23 protein-coding genes are annotated in these 23,389 nt (G+C 36.0%); 20 read left to right on the top strand and 3 right to left on the bottom strand.

What is annotated here, in order from left to right; genetic code table 11:
• Positions 1 to 29: 29 nt before the first annotated feature.
• A complete protein-coding gene (locus tag H5968_RS17010; protein WP_222620707.1) occupies positions 30 to 1,469 on the bottom strand; it encodes a TIGR03985 family CRISPR-associated protein in 1,440 nt (479 codons plus the stop codon).
• A gap of 2,169 nt (positions 1,470 to 3,638) precedes the next feature.
• Here H5968_RS17010 and H5968_RS17015 point away from each other — a divergent pair.
• The 20 genes from H5968_RS17015 to H5968_RS17110 all read left to right on the top strand — a co-directional run bounded on the left by H5968_RS17015 (position 3,639) and on the right by H5968_RS17110 (position 20,576).
• Complete coding sequence (locus H5968_RS17015) at positions 3,639 to 3,998, top strand: four helix bundle protein (RefSeq protein WP_187040896.1); 360 nt, start codon at positions 3,639 to 3,641, stop codon at positions 3,996 to 3,998.
• Positions 3,999 to 4,064: 66 nt separating this feature from the next.
• Positions 4,065 to 5,078: a CRISPR-associated ring nuclease Crn3/Csx3 gene (gene crn3 / locus H5968_RS17020; protein ID WP_187040897.1), complete on the top strand. Its 1,014-nt coding sequence runs from the start codon at positions 4,065 to 4,067 to the stop codon at positions 5,076 to 5,078.
• Between the two features lie 438 nt (positions 5,079 to 5,516).
• Positions 5,517 to 7,817: a type III-B CRISPR-associated protein Cas10/Cmr2 gene (gene cas10, locus H5968_RS17025; RefSeq protein ID WP_187040898.1), complete on the top strand. Its 2,301-nt coding sequence runs from the start codon at positions 5,517 to 5,519 to the stop codon at positions 7,815 to 7,817.
• A complete protein-coding gene (locus H5968_RS17030) occupies positions 7,814 to 8,545 on the top strand; it encodes an RAMP superfamily CRISPR-associated protein (protein ID WP_187040899.1) in 732 nt (243 codons plus the stop codon). The genes cas10 and H5968_RS17030 overlap by 4 nt, the downstream gene beginning before the upstream one ends.
• Entirely contained in the window at positions 8,542 to 9,780 is a 1,239-nt protein-coding gene (csx10, locus tag H5968_RS17035; RefSeq protein WP_187040900.1) for a CRISPR-associated RAMP protein Csx10, read from the top strand. The genes H5968_RS17030 and csx10 overlap by 4 nt, the downstream gene beginning before the upstream one ends.
• A complete protein-coding gene (locus H5968_RS17040) occupies positions 9,777 to 10,187 on the top strand; it encodes a hypothetical protein (protein ID WP_187040901.1) in 411 nt (136 codons plus the stop codon). Before csx10 ends, H5968_RS17040 begins: the two co-directional genes overlap by 4 nt.
• Positions 10,188 to 10,248: 61 nt before the next feature.
• Positions 10,249 to 11,415, top strand: a complete 1,167-nt coding sequence (locus tag H5968_RS17045) for a Card1-like endonuclease domain-containing protein (protein WP_187040902.1) — start codon at positions 10,249 to 10,251, stop codon at positions 11,413 to 11,415.
• A 20-nt stretch (positions 11,416 to 11,435) separates the two neighbouring features.
• On the top strand, positions 11,436 to 12,752 hold the full coding sequence (locus H5968_RS17050) for a TIGR02710 family CRISPR-associated CARF protein (protein ID WP_187040903.1): 1,317 nt from the start codon (positions 11,436 to 11,438) through the stop codon (positions 12,750 to 12,752).
• 68 nt (positions 12,753 to 12,820) lie between these two features.
• A complete protein-coding gene (locus tag H5968_RS17055) occupies positions 12,821 to 13,387 on the top strand; it encodes a Uma2 family endonuclease (RefSeq protein WP_187040904.1) in 567 nt (188 codons plus the stop codon).
• Positions 13,388 to 13,411: 24 nt separating this feature from the next.
• A complete protein-coding gene (csx7, locus tag H5968_RS17060) occupies positions 13,412 to 14,332 on the top strand; it encodes a CRISPR-associated RAMP protein Csx7 (RefSeq protein WP_187040905.1) in 921 nt (306 codons plus the stop codon).
• Between the two features lie 111 nt (positions 14,333 to 14,443).
• Positions 14,444 to 14,821, top strand: a complete 378-nt coding sequence (locus H5968_RS17065; RefSeq protein ID WP_187040906.1) for a hypothetical protein — start codon at positions 14,444 to 14,446, stop codon at positions 14,819 to 14,821.
• Positions 14,811 to 15,227, top strand: a complete 417-nt coding sequence (locus tag H5968_RS17070) for an HNH endonuclease (protein WP_187040907.1) — start codon at positions 14,811 to 14,813, stop codon at positions 15,225 to 15,227. Before H5968_RS17065 ends, H5968_RS17070 begins: the two co-directional genes overlap by 11 nt.
• 14 nt (positions 15,228 to 15,241) lie before the next feature.
• Complete coding sequence (locus H5968_RS17075) at positions 15,242 to 15,868, top strand: hypothetical protein (RefSeq protein ID WP_137667161.1); 627 nt, start codon at positions 15,242 to 15,244, stop codon at positions 15,866 to 15,868.
• Between the two features lie 23 nt (positions 15,869 to 15,891).
• Entirely contained in the window at positions 15,892 to 16,818 is a 927-nt protein-coding gene (locus tag H5968_RS17080) for an RAMP superfamily CRISPR-associated protein (protein ID WP_187040908.1), read from the top strand.
• 17 nt (positions 16,819 to 16,835) lie between these two features.
• The gene (locus tag H5968_RS17085) at positions 16,836 to 17,288 is read left to right on the top strand and encodes a hypothetical protein (RefSeq protein ID WP_187040909.1); all 453 of its coding nucleotides are present in this window, start codon (positions 16,836 to 16,838) and stop codon (positions 17,286 to 17,288) included.
• 8 nt (positions 17,289 to 17,296) lie between these two features.
• Entirely contained in the window at positions 17,297 to 18,331 is a 1,035-nt protein-coding gene (locus H5968_RS17090; RefSeq protein ID WP_187040910.1) for an RAMP superfamily CRISPR-associated protein, read from the top strand.
• Between the two features lie 2 nt (positions 18,332 to 18,333).
• Positions 18,334 to 18,966: a hypothetical protein gene (locus H5968_RS17095; RefSeq protein WP_187040911.1), complete on the top strand. Its 633-nt coding sequence runs from the start codon at positions 18,334 to 18,336 to the stop codon at positions 18,964 to 18,966.
• Positions 18,967 to 19,104: 138 nt separating this feature from the next.
• On the top strand, positions 19,105 to 19,623 hold the full coding sequence (locus tag H5968_RS17100) for a type II toxin-antitoxin system RelE/ParE family toxin (RefSeq protein WP_322743351.1): 519 nt from the start codon (positions 19,105 to 19,107) through the stop codon (positions 19,621 to 19,623).
• Positions 19,620 to 19,925, top strand: coding sequence for an XRE family transcriptional regulator (locus tag H5968_RS17105; protein ID WP_187040912.1), 306 nt, complete (start codon positions 19,620 to 19,622; stop codon positions 19,923 to 19,925). The genes H5968_RS17100 and H5968_RS17105 overlap by 4 nt, the downstream gene beginning before the upstream one ends.
• A gap of 375 nt (positions 19,926 to 20,300) precedes the next feature.
• Positions 20,301 to 20,576, top strand: coding sequence for a Calvin cycle protein CP12 (locus tag H5968_RS17110; RefSeq protein ID WP_137667155.1), 276 nt, complete (start codon positions 20,301 to 20,303; stop codon positions 20,574 to 20,576).
• A gap of 621 nt (positions 20,577 to 21,197) precedes the next feature.
• Here the strand turns inward: H5968_RS17110 and H5968_RS17115 are convergent.
• Together H5968_RS17115 and H5968_RS17120 are read right to left on the bottom strand one after the other, a co-directional pair.
• The gene (locus H5968_RS17115; protein WP_187040913.1) at positions 21,198 to 22,154 is read right to left on the bottom strand and encodes a heme o synthase; all 957 of its coding nucleotides are present in this window, start codon (positions 22,152 to 22,154) and stop codon (positions 21,198 to 21,200) included.
• 200 nt (positions 22,155 to 22,354) lie between these two features.
• Complete coding sequence (locus H5968_RS17120) at positions 22,355 to 23,278, bottom strand: heme A synthase (protein WP_187040914.1); 924 nt, start codon at positions 23,276 to 23,278, stop codon at positions 22,355 to 22,357.
• Positions 23,279 to 23,389: the final 111 nt, after the last annotated feature.

Here is a 23,389-nt window from a genome sequence, read left to right on the forward strand (position 1 = left end):
TAAGGGCGAAGCATTCGGACAATTAATTATTAATAATTAGCTAATTCTTTGATCGCTTCTTCTTTGAGTCGTTGACGAATAGACAAAGGTGCTATTACTTCTCCATTTGGCCGCCAGTCTCGTAACCGCATCAAAACATTAATATCCCCAGTACGTATCCAAGCTTGATAATAAATATCTTGTTTATTTCTGTGTTTGATAATATCTAATATTTGCTGCTGCTGGGTTTCAGGAATGTCTGCTGTAATTAAATTTGCTAATTTTTCATAGGCAATACGCTGGAAAGAATGATGGCGAAAGGTGTTATCTACATACCATTGGGCAAATGCTGGGGGAAAACGAATGATCAATAATTCCCGTTGTAGGTAAAAGTTGAAACCCCAAGCTTTTTCTAATTCTGTCTCTACATATTCTGGGGTGGGTAAGTTGCCACTGTGCCACATTTCTTTTAATTCTTTGGGTATACCCGGATCTCCCCAGGGAAGAATTTGCAATTTTTCTGAGGCGATGCGGTCCAGTCGGTAGTTGTGCCATGTTATATTTCCTTGGGGATCTATACCATAGGCGCTGAGATATTTGGCACGTCGGAGGTAATGCAAACACACTGGATAAACGGTTATTTGTACTTTGCTTGCTGTAGCTGCGATCCAATATTCAAACTGCACTACTCCAGCGGCTGGTATACGCCACAGTTGTTCTAGCTGTTCTTGATAGTTGTCTACTTGATCCTGCATTTCTGGGGAGAGTATATAGTCTAAATGCAGAAATATCCGTTGTTGTGGTTCTTGGATGGTGGGGGATGTATGGGTATGATCTACTATTTGTTCCCACAAGTTTTGAATGATGATATCTAGGTTTGGCTGCACAAAGGATATGGACTCTAAGACGTGCAGTAGTTCCCAGGTTTGGGGTAGGGACAGTTGGGTAAAGGTTGCTTGTGCTGTTGCAGAAATTGTTGGTGCTGGTAGTTCGGTTTTAGAGAGAGTTTGATATTCTCCTTTGACTACTGTTTGCAGCCATCCTAAACGAGTTAGCTGTTTGAGATCATCTCTGAGGGAACGATGAACTGTGGCAAAGGGGGGTTGTTGTAGTTGTTGGTGCAGTTGTTGGGAACTGATGCCGGTGAGTTGTTGTATTTCTTGTTGCCATTGGGTTTGGCAAATGTGGCTATTGGCAGTTTGAATAATTTGCCATCCGCTTTGATGACAGATGCAGGTGGGGTCCTGACATTTGGTGGTTATTTGTTCGGCGTTGAGTTTTTCGCTTTTGGGGTGATAGTAGGAAAATAGGCGATCGCGTAATTGTGCGTAGGTAAATTTTTTTGCTAGGTCCGTTGTCCAGTTTTCTTCCCCATACAGTTTATTTAATATTACCCATAGTCTAATTGAACGCTGCAAACGGTTGGCTAGTTGTCCTGCTGCTAACCAATGTAATATTTGTGGTGTGGGTGGATAGGGGAAGCTGTTCAATTTGATAATTGATAATTGATAATTGACAATTGTTTAAGAGGGTGTTTAAAATCTCTTTTTTCCAGGAGACAAAAAAACCAATTGCAGTAAGTATAATTTTCAATTGTACATTGTTTATTAGACATCTCCACAATAGAATGTATTAATTTGTCATAAGTTGTAGGGGCGAAGTAGGGGCGAAGCATTCGAGCGATTAATGATCGGTATTCACCAAAGGATATTTTCCGAATGCTTCGCCCTTACAGGGCGATAATTTATCGAAAAAATCAGACATCTAGATATCCCAAATGCTTCGCCTTGCCCCCATAAATAAGTTCCAGAATTTCTTTTCTGGAGATGTCTATTGTTTATTGTCTATTTTGGCAAGTTCAATTTTTTGTATTGGCACTGCAAAAGCTGATTAAATTACACAGGACTTACGCAACAGGGAACGAAAGTAGGGGTAATTCATGAATTACCCCTACGCAAGAATAAGGTTTTCAGTCACATCTTGCGTAAGTCCTAATTTATTACAACCAAGCGATCGCATTTTTTAGTAATTCTATCTTTTTTTCTCCCCAAGTTTTGTTTCCATCCCCTTGCGGGGAATTGGTTATGAAAAACAAGAAATTAATGAAAATGTTTCTAGTGTACTAGGAGATTGTTTCCATCCCCTTGCGGGGAATTGGTTATGAAAAACTTCTGATGTGACGCTGACCTGACCCCCGCCCCCGGTTGTTTCCATCCCCTTGCGGGGAATTGGTTATGAAAAACCCTACACTCATGGAGACCTTGTTACAAATAGCTTTCAAGGGGCGTTTGCGCCAAGCTACGGAAACAAAAATGTAACAAGCGAAGTCAGTATTTAATTTTTAAGGTACAGATTGCTGTTTCCAGCCAATAAATACAGAATAAAACAAAAACTTCCAGATGTCAACCCAAAAAACCAACATTTTTTGAAAATTACCAAAGATTACTAAATGTAAATCTTTATCAATTGATAATTGACAATTGATAATTGACAATTGTTTCATTCAAGGTTTAAAACCTCCTCTTTCAAGGGGAAAAAAATCAAAAAATGAGGTAATAACTAAATTTTATTTTGCTTGATTTCATCCTCAATAATTTGAGGTAATGCTGACTTAAATTAAATCTTACCCAAGGATAACTTAATTTGCATTTCCCAAATACTGACAACGCTTAAAAATACCTGAGTATTGGGATCACAAAGAAGTTGATAAACAGCAGGTGAAATTCTTGGAAAATCACTTGTCCACCAAATAAATACATTTTTCAGGTAAATAAACCACATTTTGATTTAGGTTTCGCGTCAACAATGTAGGGGCGAAGCATTCGGACAATTAATTATCGGTTTTTACCTAAGACTATGATCCGAATGCTTCGCCCTGACTGTGGTCTTAGGTTTTACCTAAGACTATGATCCGAATGCTTCGCCCTGACTGTGGTCTTAGGTTTTACCTAAGACTATGATCCGAATGCTTCGCCCTGACTGTGGTCTTAGGTTTTACCTAAGACTATCATCCGAATGCTTCGCCCTTACTGTGGTCTTAGGTTTTACCTAAGACTATGATCCGAATGCTTCGCCCTGACTGTGGTCTTAGGTTTTACCTAAGACTATGATCCGAATGCTTCGCCCTTACTGTGGTCTTAGGTTTTACCTAAGACTATGATCCGAATGCTTCGCCCTTACTGTGGTCTTAGGTTTTACCTAAGACTATGATCCGAATGCTTCGCCCTTACTGTGGTCTTCGGTTTTACCTAAGACTATGATCCGAATGCTTCGCCCTTACTGTGGTCTTCGGTTTTTACCTAAGACTATGATCCGAATGCTTCGCCCTTACTGTGGTCTTAGGTTTTACCTAAGACTATCATCCGAATGCTTCGCCTGTGGTCTAAAGACATAGCGCAGGGTTGTTCCTGGTTCGGTTAAATAGAGTGTAGTCATAGGAAACAGGAAATTAAGAAAGTAGGGGTTTAGCAGTGCTAAACCCTTACAACACTTTGGAGGTATAAACGAAGTATTAATGTTTCCTCCTGTATCAGTAATCATTTTGCCTTGAGGTTAGAAGACCCCTTTTCTATCGGGGTGAAATAATACACCTATTGAATTGACAATTGATAATTGACAATTGATAATTTATGAAAGAGACAATTGATAATTGACAAGTTATGAAAGAAAACATTATTAAGGAGAAAAGCTTTGATTTTGCAGTCCGTGTTGTCAACTTATATCAATATTTAAATAACGAAAAAAAAGAATTTGTTTTATCAAATCAATTACTGCTTTCTGGTACTGCAATTGGAGCATTAGTCAGAGAAGTAGAACAGGCAGAAAGTAAAGCAGATTTCATTCATAAATTAGCAATTGCCCTTAAAGAAGCAAATGAATCAGATTATTGGATAGAACTAATGTATAAAACAGATTACCTCACAGAAAAACAATACAAAAGCATCAAAAATGATATCACGGAGTTAATCAAACTTTTAACTTCAATCATAAAAACCAGCAAGAAAATTGTTAATTGTTAATTTTCCATTGTCAATTGTCAATTGTCAATTGTTCATATTTACAAATACAGGAACGGAGAAAAGCTGATGACTGAACCTGCTTTACGCTTGCTATTAAGTGAAACCCTGATGGTAGAGGCTTTACATTATCAGGTTTTATTGATTGAATTAACTAGGAGCGATCGCATTATCGAACCCCAAGACTTAACAGGTTTAGAACTTCCAGCAGGAATTGATACAACCGGTGGTGTGGTAATTTCGGGACGCGCACCCATTTGGTTATATGCTTATCTGATCCATGAATTACATCCTACCGCTTGGGTTGCTTGTTATGATCCCCGCATCGGTGCGATAGTCGTAGCTACTCACACTCGTTTAGTACAAATTGGACAAGTGTTCAAAATCATTCCCCCCAACGGAAGAACCCAGGAAGGAGATACTACACCAGAACAACAATGGTCTAATTATTTTCGTCAACTGGGAGAATTGAGAGCAAATAATAGCGCAAATTCTCCCTTGACAAAACCAGAAAAATTGTGTACAGCGTTGATGGTAGTTGGTCCCCCCGACAGTGGTAAAAGTGTATTTTCCCATGGGTTATTTCAAGCTTTGCTCAAAGAAAATCCTGATATTTATTTACAACGCGCACATTGGGACGGTGAAGGAAATTATGTGTTAGAAATGGGTGCAGAAGCTACCGATGAAGAAATCGAAGCCTTTAAAGCACGTAATCGCGGATCTTTAACAGAAAGATTTTTTCCCTACCAAGCGCAAGCTATTCTTCAGTTACGCAGACAAAAATCTTTAGTAATAGTAGATGTGGGTGGGATGGTGCAACCAGAAAAATTACCACTGTTGGAAGTTTGTACACATTATTTAATAATTAGTTCTCGACTAGAAGCGGTGGAAGGATGGCATAATTTTTGTGGTATTTGTGCTAATTTAATACCAGTTGGTGTCATTTTCAGCACTCTCACAGAAACGGAGATAGTTCATCAATTAGAACCTTATGTAGAAATGACTTGTGGTGCTTGGGTTAGAGGTAAAGCGCGTCCCATTCCTGATATTTTACTGGAACGGGTACAAGATATGATCAATTGATAATTGATAATTGATAATTGATAATTGATAATGGTTTCATTCAAGGCTTCCGCCGTGAGCGTCAGCCGAACGGTTTGAATCTTTTGCTTTCTAGGAGAAAAAAAGAAAAAATTTCCTATTTCCCCATCCTCTCACGAATGAGAGACAGGTAATTGTCAATTACCATTAGACATCTCCAAAATAGAATGTATTAATTTGTCATAAGTTGTAGGGGCGAAGCATTCGAGCGATTAATGATCGGTATTCACCAAAGGATATTTTCCGAATGCTTCGCCCTTACAGGGCGATAATTTAACGGAAAAATCAGACATCTAGATATCCCATAAGCTTCGACCTGTCTCCATAAATAAGTTCCATAATTTCTTTTCTGGAGATGTCTATTGTTGAAGAAGTGCCAAGAAGGAATAAAATAGTAGTCAAGCAAGGGAAAAAATGGTGATGAAAGGTAAAAGTTCGGTAACAATAGGAATTAGTTGGTGTTTAGCTTGGGGTAATGGAAGAAAACCGCAATTTGATATTTCTATTTTGCGGGAAATGTGCGAAGCTTTGAGAACTGGGGGAGAAGTTCCAGTAGAGGTAAGAACTATTGTTCAACAAGTGGAAGATTTGCAAAAAATTAAGGAAGATTATTTTCCTGAGACTTTGGAACAGCTAAAAAATGATTATTCTGATTTATGGAATCAAACAACTAATATCGGTTTAGTTTATGGGGGTGTGACTAAGGTTAAGCAGTATGTATTTGAATCAGCTAAAATTCAAGAAGTGCGTGGTGCTTCAGCTTTGTTAGATAGAATCAATTTAATTGATTTACCTGCTTTTTTCAATGTTAAAAATCTTCCTCAAATTTATAACGCTCAATGTAGCGATGTGAGAGCATGGTTAAATGATAATTTTCATCAAGATTATAATTTATCAGAAGTTCTCATTCCCGAATTAATCATCTATTCTACAGGGGGAAATATTCTGGCTTTTTGTCCTGCTGCTTATGTAAATGACTTAGCAGATGCTATTGAAAAACGCTATACCCATGAAACATTAACAGCTAATTCCTGTGCAGTTGGTGAGACATTTAGACCATTAGAAATTAGATTTGGTTTACTCAAAGAAAAAATCGAAGATACACCTTGGTTAGATTGGTATAATCAGAATTATCAAAAACAGATAGTTCAAGCTTATTTTGGGTTTCCTAAAGATGAAAAAGAACGGTTAGAAGCATTCAGAAACCGCAAAAGTTTTAACGAAATTACCACCAAATTAGCGATTTTATTTAATCAAAGACGTAGCGGTAATGATATTACTGGACGGAATACAAATCGTCGTTATCCAGTAATGTTTGAAACCCATCCTTATTTAATGAGAGATGGGAGTGATAGACGTTCTGCTATCATGAGAGTAGATGAAGGTTTAGCAAGAGAAACCAACTTTTCTGAAGCATCAGTCAGAAAATATTTAGTTGGTGATAGAGCAAAAGACGGAGACACAAAAGAACCAGAATGGTATTTAGAAACAAACCCAAAATGGCACAGAGGAATATTTGAAAGTTGGGTAAAAAGATTCGATAGATTTTTAGACAAACATCCCCATTTAAAAACTAAATATTATGGCAATATCCCACCTCAAAATGTAGAAATTCCCAAAACACTAACTCATGTATCCAATGCTAGTAAAGGTTTTATTGCTTATATTTATGCAGATGGTAATAACATGGGTGGATATATCCAAAAAATTCGCACCCCTGGAAAATACAAGAAATTTAGTTTAGATGTCAGCGAAGCTACAGAAGAAGCTGTATTTTACGCACTAGCAGAAAACTTACATCCTCATGAACTCAGAAATTTAAATGATGAAGATTCACAACTAAAAAATGGTCAACTTGTTCATCCTTTTGAAATCATTACCATAGGTGGTGATGACGTTTTTACCATTGTTCCTGCTAACAAAGCATTAGAAATTTCGCAAATAATAGGAGAAAAATTTGAAGAACTAATGATTAACAAAACAGTTGACAAATCAGATGAAATAGCAGATTATAGAATTGAACAAACTAAACCAGTAGACAAGAAAAAAATCCATCGTTATCAACCACAAACAGCAAAACCTTCAGAGTGCAAACTTAGCACATCCATAGGCGTTTTAATTACCGCTGATGATACACCAATTTACTACGCCCAAGACTTAGTAACACAATTACTGAAATCAGCCAAAGAAAAAGCCAAGAAATTAAAAAAAGTAGAATATCATGGAGGAACAATAGATTTTATCACCTTAAAATCTGTCACCATGATTGCATCTAATATTAAAGATTTTCGCCAAGAAGCATTAACTAAAGAAAGTCCGCAGAAATTAAAACTCTATGGAGGACCTTACACATTACATGAAATAGGGGGATTAATTCAATCAATAGCAGCATTGAAAAAAACCAAATTCCCCAAATCACAACTTTATCAAATTCGTAGTTTATTAGAACGGGGTAAACATACAGCGATTCTCAACTATCGCTATTTTAGAGTCAGACTGAAACAGGGAAAAACAGAATTACAACAACATTTTGAAGATGCTTGGTGTTTACCAAAGGATGATAAAAATGGTGGTAACTTAGCACCTTGGATGTATGATACAGAAGACAAAGTTTATGAAACAATTTGGCGCGATATGGTTGATATTTATGGATTTGTAGAAGAACCAAAAACCGAAGAATCAGAGAACTTAGAAAATTTAATTGCGGGGGTTGAGTCATGATTAAATTAGAAACAATTAATAATTCAATCCACACAAAAACCATCACCGCTATCATTGACACAGCATTATGTATAGGTGCTGGAGGTTCATCTGGTTCACTTGCAGATAAACCAATAGTTCGCAACGCAGAAGGAAATTTACTCATACCCGCTTCCCAATTAAAGGGAAGATTGCGCCATGAATGTGAGAAAATAGTTAGAGGTTTAAAATGGGATGTTTGCTATTCTCCCAACCCGCAAACCATGTGTCCCCAAAGAGCGGGTTTAGTGGGAAATTTTACCAGAGAAGAGTATATAATACCAAAAGATAAAAAAACAGAAGATAACAAAAATTATCATTGTTTAATTTGTCAAATTTTTGGAAATCCGGTTTTACCTTCTCGGATAATATTTGATGATTTAATTTGTGAAGAAGAACCAGAAAACTTACCAGAAATTATTCGTCCTGGTGTAACTATTAACCGTCGTCGTCGCACTGCTGAAGAAAGTAAACTTTACTTTTTAGAAACCTCACCCCCAAATACAAAACTGAGATTTACAGGAAATATTCACCTATTAAATGATGCACCTAGCTATACAAAACCATTAATATTAGCAGGATTGAAACATATTAACGCTTTAGGTGGAAGTAAATCAGCCGGTTTAGGTTGGTTACATTGGGAATTACCAGATTTAACAATAGAAAAAGAAGCATGGGAATTTTTCGCTAAAGGAAGTGAGAAAGAATGAAAAAAATCGAATTAGAAATCAAAGCTTTATCACCTTTAGCAATTGGACAAAAGAAACCAGGAGGTAATATTAGTGAAGTGGAAACATTTATTCCTGGTTCAGTCATTCGTGGTGCAGTTGCTAATCAAATATTGAAACAATCAAATCAAGAAATTACAGATGGTGATGATTTTCATCAATTATTTTTGAGTGAAAATCCCGCGATTTTTCAAAATGCGTATCCAGGACATGGTAAAATTAAATCAGAAGTTAGAGTCATACCTGCAACTGCTTTAAGTTCTAAAATCAAACCAGGGTTTAAAATATCAAAAGGGGATGGTGTTTTTGACACCTTAATAGACCGTTTTTGTGCAGAAAATTATGGTCAAGTATATGATTTTAATAGTCCTGTACAACCCCAGAACAATGAATTAGAGGGAGATAGAGTAGATAATTTTACAGGATTTTATAGTCAAAATATCAGTAACTATGAGAAAAAAGCAGCCAATTCTCGATTATTAACCAGAGTTGGGATAAATAGAAGACGTGCAACTTCTGAAGAAAGTGTACTTTACAGTATTCAAGTTTTGAATGAATCAAAACAACATCAAAAAGAAGCTGTAATATATAAAAGTGCAATTTTAGTACCTGATGATTTAGCAGCATCTTTGCAGACATTCATTGATAATCATCAAGATAATTTTCGCTTAGGAGGTGCAAGTTCACGGGGTTTAGGGAAAGTAAAAATAACCGCTAAAAAACCAAGTGATATCAAAACAAATTTGGGCGATCGCCTGAATCAATTTAATGTAAAATTACGTAAACGATGGCATGAATGGAGTGATATATTTGGTATAATATCAGAAATACCAAACAAGAGAATTTATTTCACAATTGATTTACAAGCAGATGCGATTTTAACAGAAAATTGGCAATACACAACCGTAATTTCTGAAGCAATGCTCAAAGAATTTACAGGATTGGAAGATTCATCTTTAAAACTACATACAGTTTATAGTAGTTATGATTATCGTTCAGGTTGGAATGCTGCTTGGGGTTTAATGAAAGATATTGAATTAGTAACAAATAGAGGGGGTGTGTATTTATTTAGTGTAGATAAAGAAAAGGAAAAAATATGGATTGAAAAATTGCAAGAATTAGAAATAAAAGGAGTTGGAGAAAGAACTTCTGAAGGTTTTGGACAAGTGCAAATTTGCAATGATTTTCATAATGTATTAAGAGAGGAAGCAGTATGAGTGAATTATCAAACCAACAGCAATTAAAAATTCAAAAAGGTATACTTCAATCTGAAGATGATCTAGTAATCTGGATTAAAAACGCCTTAGATAAAACAAGCTATGGAGACTTAGAAGAATCACAATTTCGTAACTTACTCCGTGTTGCTGACACTACAGATAGCGCAGAAGTAATTAAGAACTTTATCTGTTATCAAGTTGGAAGAGACAAGAAATGGGGAAGAGGTAAAGGTTCTTTAGCCGAGAAAATCATTGAAGATATTGATAATAATATCAAAAAAGCTGCTCAAATAATTGGTGAATGTTGCGACGCTGATTTTAAACCTATTTGGTTAGAACTAATTCGGCGTTATTTGGGATATGGCGCACGTCATTTAAAGTTTAAACGTGATGGAAATGCAGCTTAATTAGTTTTCAAATACTCACTTTAATAAAGGATAAACTAGATTCAATAAGAGGAATTAAGATATGTCAGAAAAAGTTATGCTAGTGTTAATTGGTGGACGTAGTGCTGTTCCACCAGTTGCAGGAGTTCTTCAGTTTCTTGATGATATTGATAAAATCAAGTTTTTAATTTGCCAGGGAGAACAATTTTTACAGTATCAAAAAAACGTAGAAAATCTTATTAAACAAAAACGTCCAAATTTATTGTTTAATAAAGAAACTGATCTTATCAGTGTCGATCCTAGTAAATTCGATGATGTTTATATAGCTGTTGAAAAGCTTTGTCAGGATGTAGATACTTTAAAGTATGTCAATTTAACATCTGCTCCTCAAACTATGGCTATTTCAGTCTATAGTTATGTTCAGGAAAAGTATAAAGATGTATTAATTTTTAGTATTAATACTAACCAATCACAAATTATTCCATTAGTTTTTGGTAAACAGCCAGTAGCATTTAATCAGCGATTAACGGTAAAAGACTATGTGACAATGTATGGTTTTAATATTTTTCAAAAGAATGATCAATATGAAAGTTCTAGTTATTTAGAAGAGCTAGTAAAATACATTGTAGATAATATTGAATCGTCAATAGCAATCCTTTCTTTAATTCGCAGTATTGCAGGTGAGGATATTAAACCTCCGAAGGGATTGAAAATATCTGAAAAAGAACTATCAAAGTTAGATATATCGTCTGAAATACTAGAATCATTTTTGAGGAAGCTAGAAAAATTTTCAATCATCAAGAATCTCGAAATATCAATTACAGGTATTAAATTTAAACTTGAAACAAAGGAGGAGTATGCTTTTTTAAAAGGTGATTGGTTAGAAATATTTACATATTATTCAGCTAAAAAATGCAACTTTGATTCTGTTGAAATGGGAGTACACATTAATAATTATAGGGGAGAAATAGATGTATTTTGTTTAAACAATACTAATGCTCTGATTTGTGAATGTAAAACTGGTAAAAAGCTAGATTCTGACGATTTATCTATTCTTAATTCAAAAGCTGAAAAACTAGGAGGAAATTATTGTGTAAAACTTTTTATTACAAGTGAGTGTGAAGTAGATGAAAAATTTATAAATCAGGCAAAAAATAATAAAGTAGTTGTTATATCAGGAAAGGAACTAAAAAATCTAACTGATATTTTAATACAACAAATGCAAAATCCAACATATAAAAGACTTTAAATACAGGAGACAATTTAATCATGCCAAAAATTCTTTTCATTACAGTCGGTGGTTCTCATCAACCTATCATCACCGCTATTCGTGAATTGCAACCAGATAGAGTGGTTTTTCTTTGTTCTGATGGACCTAAAGGTAGTAAATCGCAAGTAATAGGAAGCGGAACACCTTGTGAAGTAAGACGCGGAACAGAAGTAATTGAAAAGTTGCCCAATATTCCTACACAAATAGGACTAGGTGATAAATTTCAACCAGATAGAGATGTAATCTTGATTGAAGAACCAGATGATTTATCAGAATGCTATCTGAAAGCATCATTATGTATTCAGAAGATTCAGGAAACTGTTGCAGATGCTCAAATGATGGCTGATTATACAGGTGGTACTAAATCCATGTCTGTAGGTTTAGCAATGGCATCTGTGGATTATCAACTTACATTATATGTAACTACAGCCGTCCGCACAAATATTATTAAAGTTGAACGAGGAGAATTAACAGGACAAGCAACAGTAGCACCTGTAGTTGTACAACGGACTCTAGAACAATTTTTACCTATTTTCCTACAACAGTACAACTATCCAGCAGCGATCGCACAACTAAAACGTCTTTTATCATCAATGGCATTACCATCTGATATTAAACGACAAATCCAAACTTTATATGCTTGTTGTTCAGGTTTAGATGCTTGGGATAGATTTGAACATAGAGATGCTTTAGAGTTATTAGAACCTCAGATGAAAAATCCAGTTATTAGGAATCTAGTTCTATTTCTCAAACGAGTAATTAATAGTAGAGGACAAATAGATGAAAAATTTGATTCTAGTAATGGTACAGAAGGAAATGGTTATGAAATAGTTCAAGATTTAATATTAAATGCAGAAAGACGCGCTGAACAACAACGTTATGATGATGCAGTAGGAAGACTTTATAGAGCTTTGGAATTATTAGCTCAAATTCGGTTGTTGAAAACCTATGGTATGAAAACAGGTGATATTGATACTGCGAAATTACCAGAAAATTTACGGGATAAATATGAGAAAAAACTTTCTAATGTCAAGGGAAAAATCCAAATAGCTTTAAGAAGTAGCTATGATCTTTTAAGTGAACTTCCTGATGATCCTATAGGTAAAATATACCTAGAAAATGCTAATAAAATCATCAATGCTTTAGAAGTTAGAAATAACTCATTATTTGCTCATGGATTTAAGCCAATTACTAGCACTGACTATGAAAATGTCAGCGAAGTATTTGTTAACTTCATTAAATCTGCCATCAGTTCTGTAGTCAGCAATAAACCACAAATACAACCTCCTCAATTTCCAACTGACCTAGAAATTTAATCCCTTGATTAAGTCTATAATGTCCACAGAATAAATTTATTTAGTCCTACTGTATAGTTTCTAAAACTATGATCTCTACTCCCGTCTCCAACTCAATCTCCTTAACAGACTTCCTCAAACTACCAGAAACAAAACCAGCGAGTGAATATATTGATGGTAACATCTACCAAAAACCAATGCCTAAAGGTAAACACAGCGCCATACAAACATTTTTAGCACCTGCTATTAATCAAATTAGCATACCTAAAAAAATAGCTCGTGCATTTACAGAACTGCGTTGCACCTTTGCAGATCGTTCTCTTGTTCCAGATATCAGTATTTTTAAGTGGGAATTAATTCCCCTTGATAATAATGGAGAAATTCAAAATGAATTTACAATTCCTCCTAATTGGACAATTGAAATTTTATCACCAGAACAAAGTTCAACCCGTGTAATTAACAATATTTTATTTTGCTTAAAACATGGTACTGAATTAGGTTGGCTTATTGACCCTCAAGAAGGCTTAATCATGACTTTTTTACCCCATCAACTACCAGAAGTTAAGCAAAATCAAGACTTTTTACCTGTTTTAAATTCTTTAACAGCATGGGAAATATCTGTTGAGGATATATTTAGTTGTCTCCGTCTCAATTAATTAACTATAAGTGGTATAATTATTATGTTCGACACATTCAAAAACCGCCTAGAAATCACCGGAAAACTCACAACAATCACCGCATTACGCATAAGTGCGGGACGTTCCACCGAACCCATCGGCACAGATTTACCCGTCATCAAAGACGCACTAGGACAACCATTAATACCTGGTTCTAGCTTTAAAGGTGCTTTAAGATCCCGTCTTGAAAGTTTCCTCAGAGGAATTGATGATAAATTTGCAGCTAATCCTACAATTGAAGCAGAATCATCTATTCCATCTAAAACAATAAAAGACAAAAATGGAAACATTATTAAGAAAGGTTTGGATACTATCAAAGAAGAAATTGAAAATGAACTGAAAGATGATGAACAAAAAAATCTTAATTCTGATCAGCGACTTACAGAAGAAATTATCAATGCAACAGATTTAATCTCTCGCCTCTTTGGTTCACCTTGGATAGCAAGTAAATTTCAAATCAGAGATTTAAACGTAGTACCTAACACCTGGTTTGGACAATATCAAGAAAGAGACGGAGTAGCAATTGATAGAGACACAGAAACCGCCGCAGATGGTAAACTCTACGATTTTCAAGTAGTACCAGCAAGTACAGAATTTCAATTTCATGCCATAGTTGAAAATGCAGAACCTTGGGAATTAGGATTATTAATGATTGGGTTACACCAATTTGAAACCGAACAAATTCCCCTTGGTGGTGGACGTTCTCGCGGTTTAGGAGTTGTTAAACTAAATATAGAAAAAATGCGCTGGGTTGATGTTGAAGACGATGCGAAATTTATGTTGCAATATCTTCAAAAATTAGTTATGGGAGATGAAACCGCTTATGAAGATGCAGCAGATTATAGAGATGAATGGGTACATCAATTAATTGATCATTTAAACAAACAAATATCTCAAAAAGATGCAACCCAAACAACAGCTTAAATCTTCCGTAGATTGCGTTACAGATAAAAGCACCAAAATTAATCTTGCAAACTTCCCCATCTCACCCAAATGGAGTTAACATAAAAATAAACATCATCATTATTAATCAAAATGGCACAACTAACAATACAAGTACCAGATGAATTAGCTAACCGATTACAACCAATATTACATCGTCTTCCAGAACTACTTTCACAACTGATAGAATCCCATACACCAGAACCATTAACCTTAGCCAATTCCAGTGATCTACCAACAACTTATACTGAGGTCTTAGACTTTTTAATTCAACAACCAACCCCAGAACAAATAGCCAAATTTAAAGTTTCAAATCAAGCACAAAACAGATTGGAAACTTTATTAGAAAAAAGCCGTATGGGGACAATTTCTGAATTAGAAAATAGCGAATTAGAAGTTTATGAACAATTAGATCAATTAATGATTTTACTTAAAGCTAGAGCTTACAGTATGATGAAAAATGACCAATAATTTAATTTCTGCTAATCTACGTCAATTAGTCATTGAACGCGCTCAAGGACGTTGTGAATATTGTTTAATTCATCAAAACTTTTCTATTTACAGCCACGAAATTGATCATATTATTGCCGTTAAACATGGAGGTAAAACTTTGTCAGAAAATCTGGCTTTATCTTGTTTACCCTGTAATCGTCATAAAGGGTCTGATTTTGCTACTCTTGATCCCAAAAATGGGGAAATCATTCGCTTATTTAATCCTCGTTTACAAATTTGGACAGAACACTTTACTATAAAAAAAGGAGAAATCATTGGTATTACTTCTATTGGTGAAGCTACATCACGTTTACTGATGTTTAATACTGCCAGCAGAGTGCGATCGCGTCAATTATTAATTACACAAAAACTATATTATCTTTAATAAGAGGTCAAAAAATGGCTTTCAGTAATTACAAAACCATCGGTGAAGTCCTCAAAGCTTTTCAAGTTACCTATACCGAAGCCAATTTTATCAGCGAAATTGCCTTTAATATTTCTAACTACTTCCGCGAAGATTTAGAATTAATGATGCGGGATGCAGTTGTTGATAATTCAGAATTTGCTATTTGCGAAAATCTTATTTATCCCGTTCTCAAAGAAGTTTGGAAAATCTACCGGCAACATTTTATTTTATGGAGTCATCAATCGTTAAACTATGATGAAAAACTATCAGGCTTTCCTGAATATATTTTAGCTAAACGCTCCCCTTTGGGTAAAGTTGTCTTTGACAAACCCTATTTCATTTTAGTAGAAGCTAAACAAGATAACTTTGAAGCAGGATGGGCGCAATGTTTAGCAGAAATGATCGCTGCTCAAAGATTAAATGGAGAATACCAAATTATTATTTTGGGGATTGTTTCTAATGGAATAACATGGCAATTTGGAAAATTAGAAAATGAGGTTTTTACTAGAAATAGCACTTATTACACAATTCAAGAACTAGATAAATTATTTGCTGCTGTTAATTTCGTATTTCAACAATCTGAATTACAGTTAAATAATTTAGTTTTATCTGCTGCTTAAATTTACCTGAATCAATTAACATTATGCACAAAAAATTCGTAAATCATTGCACCATAGATTTAACCATCATCCCCGATGGTCCAATTCTGATAAAATCTGGAAAAGAAGGTGCAGATCCCACAAAACCAGACATGGAATTTGTGGAAACCTATCACGCTGGAGGACGTACTATATACTTACCCGGAAGCAGTTTAAAAGGTGCAATTCGCGCCCATGCTGAACGTATTGTCAGAACAGTAGGAGGTGATAATAATACCCAAAAACTTTGGGCAAGTGACCCAATGAAAGGTGATTATTTACCTAAAAACTTATCAAGTCATGAAATCTATAAACAATCATCATTTACTGATCAAATGTTTGGTAATACTTCTATTGCAAGTAGACTCAGAATAGAAGATGCTTATCCAGAAAAATCAAAACCAGTAAGAACCGAAGAAAGAAACGGTGTAGCAATAGATAGAGTATTTGGTTCTGTAGCTGTCGGTCCATTTAATTATCAAGTCTGCACTGCGGGAGAATTTAAAACCAAATTACATTTAAAAAACTTCACCTTAGCGCAGTTAGGTTTAATTGGTTTAGTATTGCGTGATTTAAACGATGGTTGGTTTGGTTTAGGTTTTGCTAAATCTCGCGGTTTAGGAACTGTAGAAGTTAAGTTAAATAAAGCCATCGTGCAGTATCCTGGGTGTGTTTTATCAGAGGATAAACAAGAAATTTGCACTTTTGGTACTAACAAAAAATGGCGAAATACTTTTTTATTAGGTGTAGGTGAATTTTTAACCGAAAATGATGCAAAATCTTATGGTTTCCCTGATAAAGATAGTCAAGATACACCTGTTGCTGCTCAAGAAATGGCTTTAGGATTTGGTGTAGAATTAACTTGGCAAGAAAGAACAGTTAATGATTTATTTGAACGTGGTGTTAGGTCTTGGAGTCAAGTATTAGTTTAGGTTTAATTAGGTGCAAAATGACAGCTTTTGTTGGATATAAAGAACATCCTGTATCTGTTGAGCATTTATTAGAATTAATCAATAAATCAATCACAGATAATACCTATTATTTTCTACGTTGGACTCATAGAGTCAGTGGAATTAATAAATTGCAGAAAAACTCAATTAGTGATCAATTTCAATTTCCTATGTTAGAAGGACAAATATTTAATGATCAATTTGAACTAAGATGGAAATACAAAAAAGATAATACTTATGAAGTTTTACTTTTAAGTATGAATGGTGCAAATTCAGAATTTAAACCATTAGAAAAAGAATGGCAAATAGAAGAAAGAAATGCGTATTTTTATCCATCTACAGAAACCCGCTTTCCTAAAGGTTTTAATTATCCCAAACATCTAGAAATAAAACAACGATATTTTCTAGATCAAACAACTGCAACAGTTCATTTTGTAGCACTCACATTATAATCATAAACATGACTTACCAACCACCGAAAAAACCAATTCCTAAAAGTGCATCTCAGTCAGAAAATGCCAAACCTTATAATTTTGTATCATTTCCCAAAGACAGACCTAACTTACAGCGTCCCTATGGACATCATAAATATGATCAAAATCGTTTGCACGGTACACTTTACCTGACTTTAAAAGTGCAAACACCCCTTCATGTTTCCACAGGTGCAGTAGTTTTAGGTAGCGATATTGGCACAAAAATTTCCTTAATTAAAACAATGGTGCAAGGAGTTGATAATAAATTATCAATTCAAGGTAGTTCTTTAAAAGGTTGCATTCGTTCTGTATATGAAGCAATTACTAATAGCACCTTACCCGTAATTACATCTAGATATAAAGATAAAATTCCTCCAGAACGTTTACCTTGTAAAAATAAAGAAAAACTTTGTCCAGCTAGTCGGGTATTTGGTGCATTAGATTGGCAAGGTTTGATAGAATTTAATGATGCTAATTGTGAAATAGTCAATTTCTCCACAGGATTTATGCCTTCTTTATATCGTCCTCGTCCAGACCAAACTAAGGCATACTTTATTAATGGTAAAGTAGCTGGAAGAAAGTTTTATTTTAATACGTCTAAAGCGATTGACAAAGGACAAAAAGAAGGAATTTCTGTACAACAAGCAGGAAGAGAATATACATTTAAAACAGAAATACAATTTAAAAATTTACTTTCTGAAGAATTAGGAACATTACTAATTGTTTTAGGACAAGACAAAAAATATCCCATAGCTTTAAAAGTAGGAGGTGGTAAACCTATTGGAATGGGAACCATGACAGTAAATGTAGATAAAATCAATCAACCGCAAAACCTGAAACAGCGTTATTCAGCTTATGAAATAAGTGAATATGACGAATTAACTGGAGTCAAATTAGTGCAATTTATCCAGAAATATATTCAAATTGCACATACACGCTTGATTCAAAAACAGCAACTAGAAGAACTTGCGGCTATTTTACGTTATCCCAGTGATAGATTACCACCAGAAGGAATGTATTAATTATGAGTTTAACAGATGGACAATGGGAAATTGCTCATGCGATCGCACAAACTTTAGTCCAAGAAGATACAGATGTCAATGAAGTAGGTAAAATCCTTGCATATCTGCGGACAATCATTGATAAATCTGATGCTACATCCCGATTTTTAACATACCTCAAAACCTTGGTTAAAGATGGTAAACAAATCGGACACAGTGGTAAAACCTTGGGATATTATCGCAATATAGAAATTACCTGTAGTCAGTATTTCAAGAATAACAGTGATGCTCATACCATCCTGCAAATTTTAGGTTGGGTATCTCGCTTAATGCGATATTACAAAGATGCAGGTGTTCCTGTGGGGGAAATTAAAGTACCTGCTGTGCAAATTGCAAAACCAATAGTTGAAGATAAATTCAAAATCGGTGAAATTGTAGAAGCAACAGTAATAAAAATTGACAAACAGCACGTTCAATCTGGTAAAAAGACTAAATTAAGAACCATAATAACTTATCAAATTGAAGGTTCTGATTGTCAACCAGATGAGGAAGTGAATAAACAAGAAGTTAATCTGTCTATAGGTGATGTAGTAAAAGTAAAAATTGAAAAATGTCAAGGCTCGTGTATCAGAAAAGTAAAAAGAGTTATAGAATAAATATTTAAATCATAAAGGATATTTACTAAACGAGAATCCTTTTTTTATTACACTATTTTGGGTAAAGGTTGTAACATAGAATCTATACCCAAAATTTCGCTTTTTGGTGTATGTATTCTACTAATCCAGTAAAAATGTATGTACAAGTTTAACCAATTTATATTACTAGGCTCAACGCCTCCAACATTCGCTAAAGCAACTGAACCAACTTTTCAAACAACACACAGCATAGCGACTGAATCAACTTTTCAACCAGCAGACAGCACGACGTTTTTAGAGAATAGGATACAGAAAAACATGACATACCCAGTAGAGTATATAAATGAGTTTGGGGAATGGTATGAAGAACTGGATGAAGGTACTCAAGACTCCATAGATGCAGTAGTAGAGTTACTTGAAGAAAGAGGACCAAATCTTGGCGCTCCATACAGTTCTGCTATTAACGGTTCTTGTCATCAACATATGCGAGAACTTCGTATACAGCATAAAGGACAACCATACCGAATTTTGTATGCTTTTGATCCTCGTAGAACTGCAATACTACTTCTAGGTGGTAACAAAACAGGTAACGACCGTTGGTATGTAGAGAATATACGAAAAGCTGACAAGCTCTATGACGAATACATACAAGAGCTTGAAGATGAAGGATTAATATGAAGACAAAACCTTTCAGCGAATTACGCAAACAAATGACACCTGAACGCCGAGCAAAAAATAAAACTCGCGCCAAACTGATGTCACTCCATCTTACCCTCTTAGAACTACAAGAGTCTCTAGGACTGAAACCAGAGGAAATAGAAGCAGACTTCAACAATTTTGAAGCTACTACTGCTGAATTAGAGAACCAAGAGGATATTCAAATTTCCACTCTTTCTCGTTATATCAAAGCTCTTGGTGGTAATCTCAAAATAGTAGCTCATTTTCCCAATGAAGAAATTACTCTTGCTCAATTTGAGTAATAGTTAATTCACAGTTAATTCACAAAAATTACCCTCATCAATAGCTTGACTTTTTTTTCATGTCAAGCTATTGTTTATTGATACTAGAGAGTTTAAGTTTTCCCCCGCAAGGGGATTGAAACACGCCTCTAGTATGGTGATTGAACAGTTGTTTCAGTTATCACCACTTCCCCGCAAGGGGATTAAATCTCAACCACAAAAACAGTATAGTAATTAACTAAAAAATTCTATTTAAACTCTTAACATTAATCAGAGTTGAGCCAATACTGCTTGATGAAGTTTTCAGAGGATATCACCATCAGAATCAGAATTAATTGATATCCCTTATTACCCCCATATCAATCTTTATCTCACTCGAAAAAAGGTGAAAGTATCATGACAACCTGCAACGGAGTTAACGCTGCAAACAACTCCGAAAAAAAACAAGAAAAAACCATTGAACAAGCAATACTAGACGCTATTGCCGAAGCCAGAGAAGTTTGTGATCAAAATGGTATTAATTCCCCTAACTGTGCAGTAGCTTGGGATATCGTCGAAGAATTGCAAGCCGAAAAAGCCCATCAACAACAAGCAAAACATCGTCAGACATCCCTAGAAAGCTACTGTGAAATGTATCCAGATGCTTTAGAGTGTTTAATGTACGATTTGTAAAAATTGATGATTGATGATTGGTGACTGGTGACTGGGTACAATAAATATTTCTCGTGATTTCTCGTTCCCATACTCTGTATGGGAATGAATTATTAAAGGCTCTGCCTTGAGTAAAATTAGAGTCAGAGACTCTATGATAGCATTCCTAGAACGTCTTGTAGGGGCGAAGCATTCGGGTGATAACCTATCGCTGAAACCAGTTCATATTCTGTCCGAATGCTTCGCCCTTACGATTAATGAATCGGTGTTCTAGTCAGAGACTAGGAATGAGTAATTGGTAATTAGGGTTTGCTGAATAAACCTAAAACCTTGATATATCAAAGGTTAGAGGCTGATAAACACAGAAATTAGTCCAAGGGTTTTGAAGGGTATACCGGAAAAAGTGTGCATTTTTTGGGATTTCAAGAGACGGCAAAGAAATTTTCACATCTCCTCCTGACTCCTGACTCCTGACTCCTGACTCCTATGCCCTCACGGAAAGACTTTCTCAGCAACCCCTAATTAGGTTATCCATCTTCCCAGTCCCCAGTCAAGAGTCCCCAGTCACCTAAAAAAAGCGATCGCACTCCCAAAACTCAGAAATGCGATCGCTTTTTCGTTGCATTTATTTGTGTAAATTTCTTAACCAAGCAAATGCAACTGAGTAAGAATTGTACTCACAAGATGATGAGTAATTGGTAAACTATCAACCACCATCCCCAAACACAGCAACATCATGTAAGAGATGGAATATAGAAACAACTCCCTAGCAACAGTTTTATCCTCTGGGTTTTGTAACAACCGCCAAGACTTATGGACAAATACCCCACCCAAAGTCAAAGCAATTACCACATACACAATACCACTAGCGTGTAAAGGATAGAACAGTAATACTGTAGCAGTTACGGTAATTACTGTGTAAAACCAAATTTGTCTCACTGTGGCTTTATCACCTGCAACCACAGGTAACATCGGAATCCCTACTTTTGCGTAATCATCTCGAATCATCAACGCCAAAGCCCAGAAATGAGGCGGAGTCCATAAAAAGACAATGGCAAAAATTAACCAAGCTGCCCAACTTAAAGTATCTGTCACCGCAGCCCAACCAACCAAAGCTGGAATCGCACCCGCAGCACCACCAATCACAATATTTTGAGTGCTGTGGCGTTTTAGCCAATGGGTATAGACCAAGACATAAAAAACGATACCAGAAAATGCTAAAAGTGCAGCCAAGAGATTGGCGAAAACAGCCAAGAGAGTAAAAGAACCCACAGCCAGAGCGATCGCAAAAATCAACGCATCACGAGGCTGCACCCTACCAGAAGGCATAGGACGATGGCGCGTCCTTTCCATGTCATAATCTATATCGCGGTCATAGATACAATTAATTGTTTGGGCGCTGGCAGCAGCCAAAGTACCACCAAGCAGCGTTACTAACAATAGCCAAGGATCAACTTGCCCTTTAGCAGCAATCCACATACTACCAGCCGTTGTAATCAAAAGCAACGGAATAATCCGGGGCTTAGTTAGCTGATAATAACTTTGAATCACCTGAAAAAATGTATCGTGGTGGCGACGAGAGACATTAGTCTCAATCATGTTAGCTCTCTCTCTTTAATTTGTTAATAACTGAGGGAATAGGTGACTGGGGACTGGTGATTGGGGACTGGTGACTGGGGACTGGTGATTGGGGACTGGTGATTGGGGACTGGGAGGATTAATCACCCATTAGCCATTACCCAACTACCCATTACCAATTACCCATTACCAATTACCAATTACCAATTACCCATTACCAATTACCCATTAGCATGACTAACCGTGCTGTCACGCAAAGCTAAAACCGTAAATACCACCAAAGTACCCAACAAAGTAGCACCGACAGCTTGGTGAGTTACGGTGAGAGGTTCGACTTGTAGATGTAACCGGAAGGTGGCAACACCTAACAGCAGTTGTAAAATCAATAACCCACCTGCCATATTTGCCAATTTTCGTAAAGCAGGATGTAAAGCAGGTGTACGCCAGGAAATTAAGACAACAGCTAAAATTGCTAACGTTGGTGGTACTAAACCAAAAATGTGGCTATACATCACACCACAAAGTTGATCCCCAGCAAAACACTGATGCAAAGCCCAGCGAGAACCTACCAAAGCGCCGAGTAAACTTTGCAGATAAACCAAAACCGCAGCAACCAAACCCAACCAAGGCAGTTTTCCTACAGTTCCCGTACCTTGATAAGGGCTAAGTGCCGTACCAATAACTAAAAGGGTAGTGAAAAATAATAACGCCGTTCCCAAATGGGCAGTCACAATATCAAACCGCAACAATTCGGTAACGGTAAGTCCTCCTAAAATCCCTTGGAAGACAATTAAAAACAAAGCAAAAGTTGCAGCCCAAGGCAACCAGTGAGGTAAAACCCGACGATGCCACCAGGATAAACCAGCTAAGGCGATCGCGCTCAAGCCAATCAAAGCTGCATCTAATCTGTGAAACCACTCCAAGAAAACCTGGAGATTCATTTGTTTAGCCGGCACTAATTCCCCATAACACAAAGGCCAGTCTGGACAAGCAAGACCAGCATTCATCACGCGGGTGGCACTGCCTATAGCCATCAAAATTAAAGTAGCTATGCAAATTTTCCACACCAAGCGACGAATCACTTCCTTGGGGCTGTTTTGTGGTGCGGCCGCTTCATTTTGTTGTTCTAGGACAAATTCGTTCATCAAAGATACCTTATCACCGCTTGAGGTAGAAGCTATTTAAAATAGTCTGTTGACCTAAATTGCGTGAGTTGAACCGTTGGCAAATGGAGATGTGGGGAGATGGGGAGGCAG

The sequence above is a fragment of the Sphaerospermopsis sp. LEGE 00249 genome (assembly GCF_014299995.1).
GTDB classification, from domain to species: Bacteria; Cyanobacteriota; Cyanobacteriia; order Cyanobacteriales; family Nostocaceae; genus Sphaerospermopsis; species Sphaerospermopsis kisseleviana.

What these genes read in the sequence shown, in the direction of transcription:
- H5968_RS17015 (WP_187040896.1), top strand. Translation starts at nt 3,639, where the DNA reads ATGAAAGAAAACATTATTAAGGAGAAAAGCTTTGATTTTGCAGTCCGT.
- crn3 (WP_187040897.1), top strand. Translation starts at nt 4,065, where the DNA reads ATGACTGAACCTGCTTTACGCTTGCTATTAAGTGAAACCCTGATGGTA.
- cas10 (WP_187040898.1), top strand. Translation starts at nt 5,517, where the DNA reads ATGAAAGGTAAAAGTTCGGTAACAATAGGAATTAGTTGGTGTTTAGCT.
- H5968_RS17030 (WP_187040899.1), top strand. Translation starts at nt 7,814, where the DNA reads ATGATTAAATTAGAAACAATTAATAATTCAATCCACACAAAAACCATC.
- csx10 (WP_187040900.1), top strand. Translation starts at nt 8,542, where the DNA reads ATGAAAAAAATCGAATTAGAAATCAAAGCTTTATCACCTTTAGCAATT.
- H5968_RS17040 (WP_187040901.1), top strand. Translation starts at nt 9,777, where the DNA reads ATGAGTGAATTATCAAACCAACAGCAATTAAAAATTCAAAAAGGTATA.
- H5968_RS17045 (WP_187040902.1), top strand. Translation starts at nt 10,249, where the DNA reads ATGTCAGAAAAAGTTATGCTAGTGTTAATTGGTGGACGTAGTGCTGTT.
- H5968_RS17050 (WP_187040903.1), top strand. Translation starts at nt 11,436, where the DNA reads ATGCCAAAAATTCTTTTCATTACAGTCGGTGGTTCTCATCAACCTATC.
- H5968_RS17055 (WP_187040904.1), top strand. Translation starts at nt 12,821, where the DNA reads ATGATCTCTACTCCCGTCTCCAACTCAATCTCCTTAACAGACTTCCTC.
- csx7 (WP_187040905.1), top strand. Translation starts at nt 13,412, where the DNA reads ATGTTCGACACATTCAAAAACCGCCTAGAAATCACCGGAAAACTCACA.
- H5968_RS17065 (WP_187040906.1), top strand. Translation starts at nt 14,444, where the DNA reads ATGGCACAACTAACAATACAAGTACCAGATGAATTAGCTAACCGATTA.
- H5968_RS17070 (WP_187040907.1), top strand. Translation starts at nt 14,811, where the DNA reads ATGACCAATAATTTAATTTCTGCTAATCTACGTCAATTAGTCATTGAA.
- H5968_RS17075 (WP_137667161.1), top strand. Translation starts at nt 15,242, where the DNA reads ATGGCTTTCAGTAATTACAAAACCATCGGTGAAGTCCTCAAAGCTTTT.
- H5968_RS17080 (WP_187040908.1), top strand. Translation starts at nt 15,892, where the DNA reads ATGCACAAAAAATTCGTAAATCATTGCACCATAGATTTAACCATCATC.
- H5968_RS17085 (WP_187040909.1), top strand. Translation starts at nt 16,836, where the DNA reads ATGACAGCTTTTGTTGGATATAAAGAACATCCTGTATCTGTTGAGCAT.
- H5968_RS17090 (WP_187040910.1), top strand. Translation starts at nt 17,297, where the DNA reads ATGACTTACCAACCACCGAAAAAACCAATTCCTAAAAGTGCATCTCAG.
- H5968_RS17095 (WP_187040911.1), top strand. Translation starts at nt 18,334, where the DNA reads ATGAGTTTAACAGATGGACAATGGGAAATTGCTCATGCGATCGCACAA.
- H5968_RS17100 (WP_322743351.1), top strand. Translation starts at nt 19,105, where the DNA reads ATGTACAAGTTTAACCAATTTATATTACTAGGCTCAACGCCTCCAACA.
- H5968_RS17105 (WP_187040912.1), top strand. Translation starts at nt 19,620, where the DNA reads ATGAAGACAAAACCTTTCAGCGAATTACGCAAACAAATGACACCTGAA.
- H5968_RS17110 (WP_137667155.1), top strand. Translation starts at nt 20,301, where the DNA reads ATGACAACCTGCAACGGAGTTAACGCTGCAAACAACTCCGAAAAAAAA.
- H5968_RS17115 (WP_187040913.1), bottom strand. Translation starts at nt 22,154, where the DNA reads ATGATTGAGACTAATGTCTCTCGTCGCCACCACGATACATTTTTTCAG.
- H5968_RS17120 (WP_187040914.1), bottom strand. Translation starts at nt 23,278, where the DNA reads ATGAACGAATTTGTCCTAGAACAACAAAATGAAGCGGCCGCACCACAA.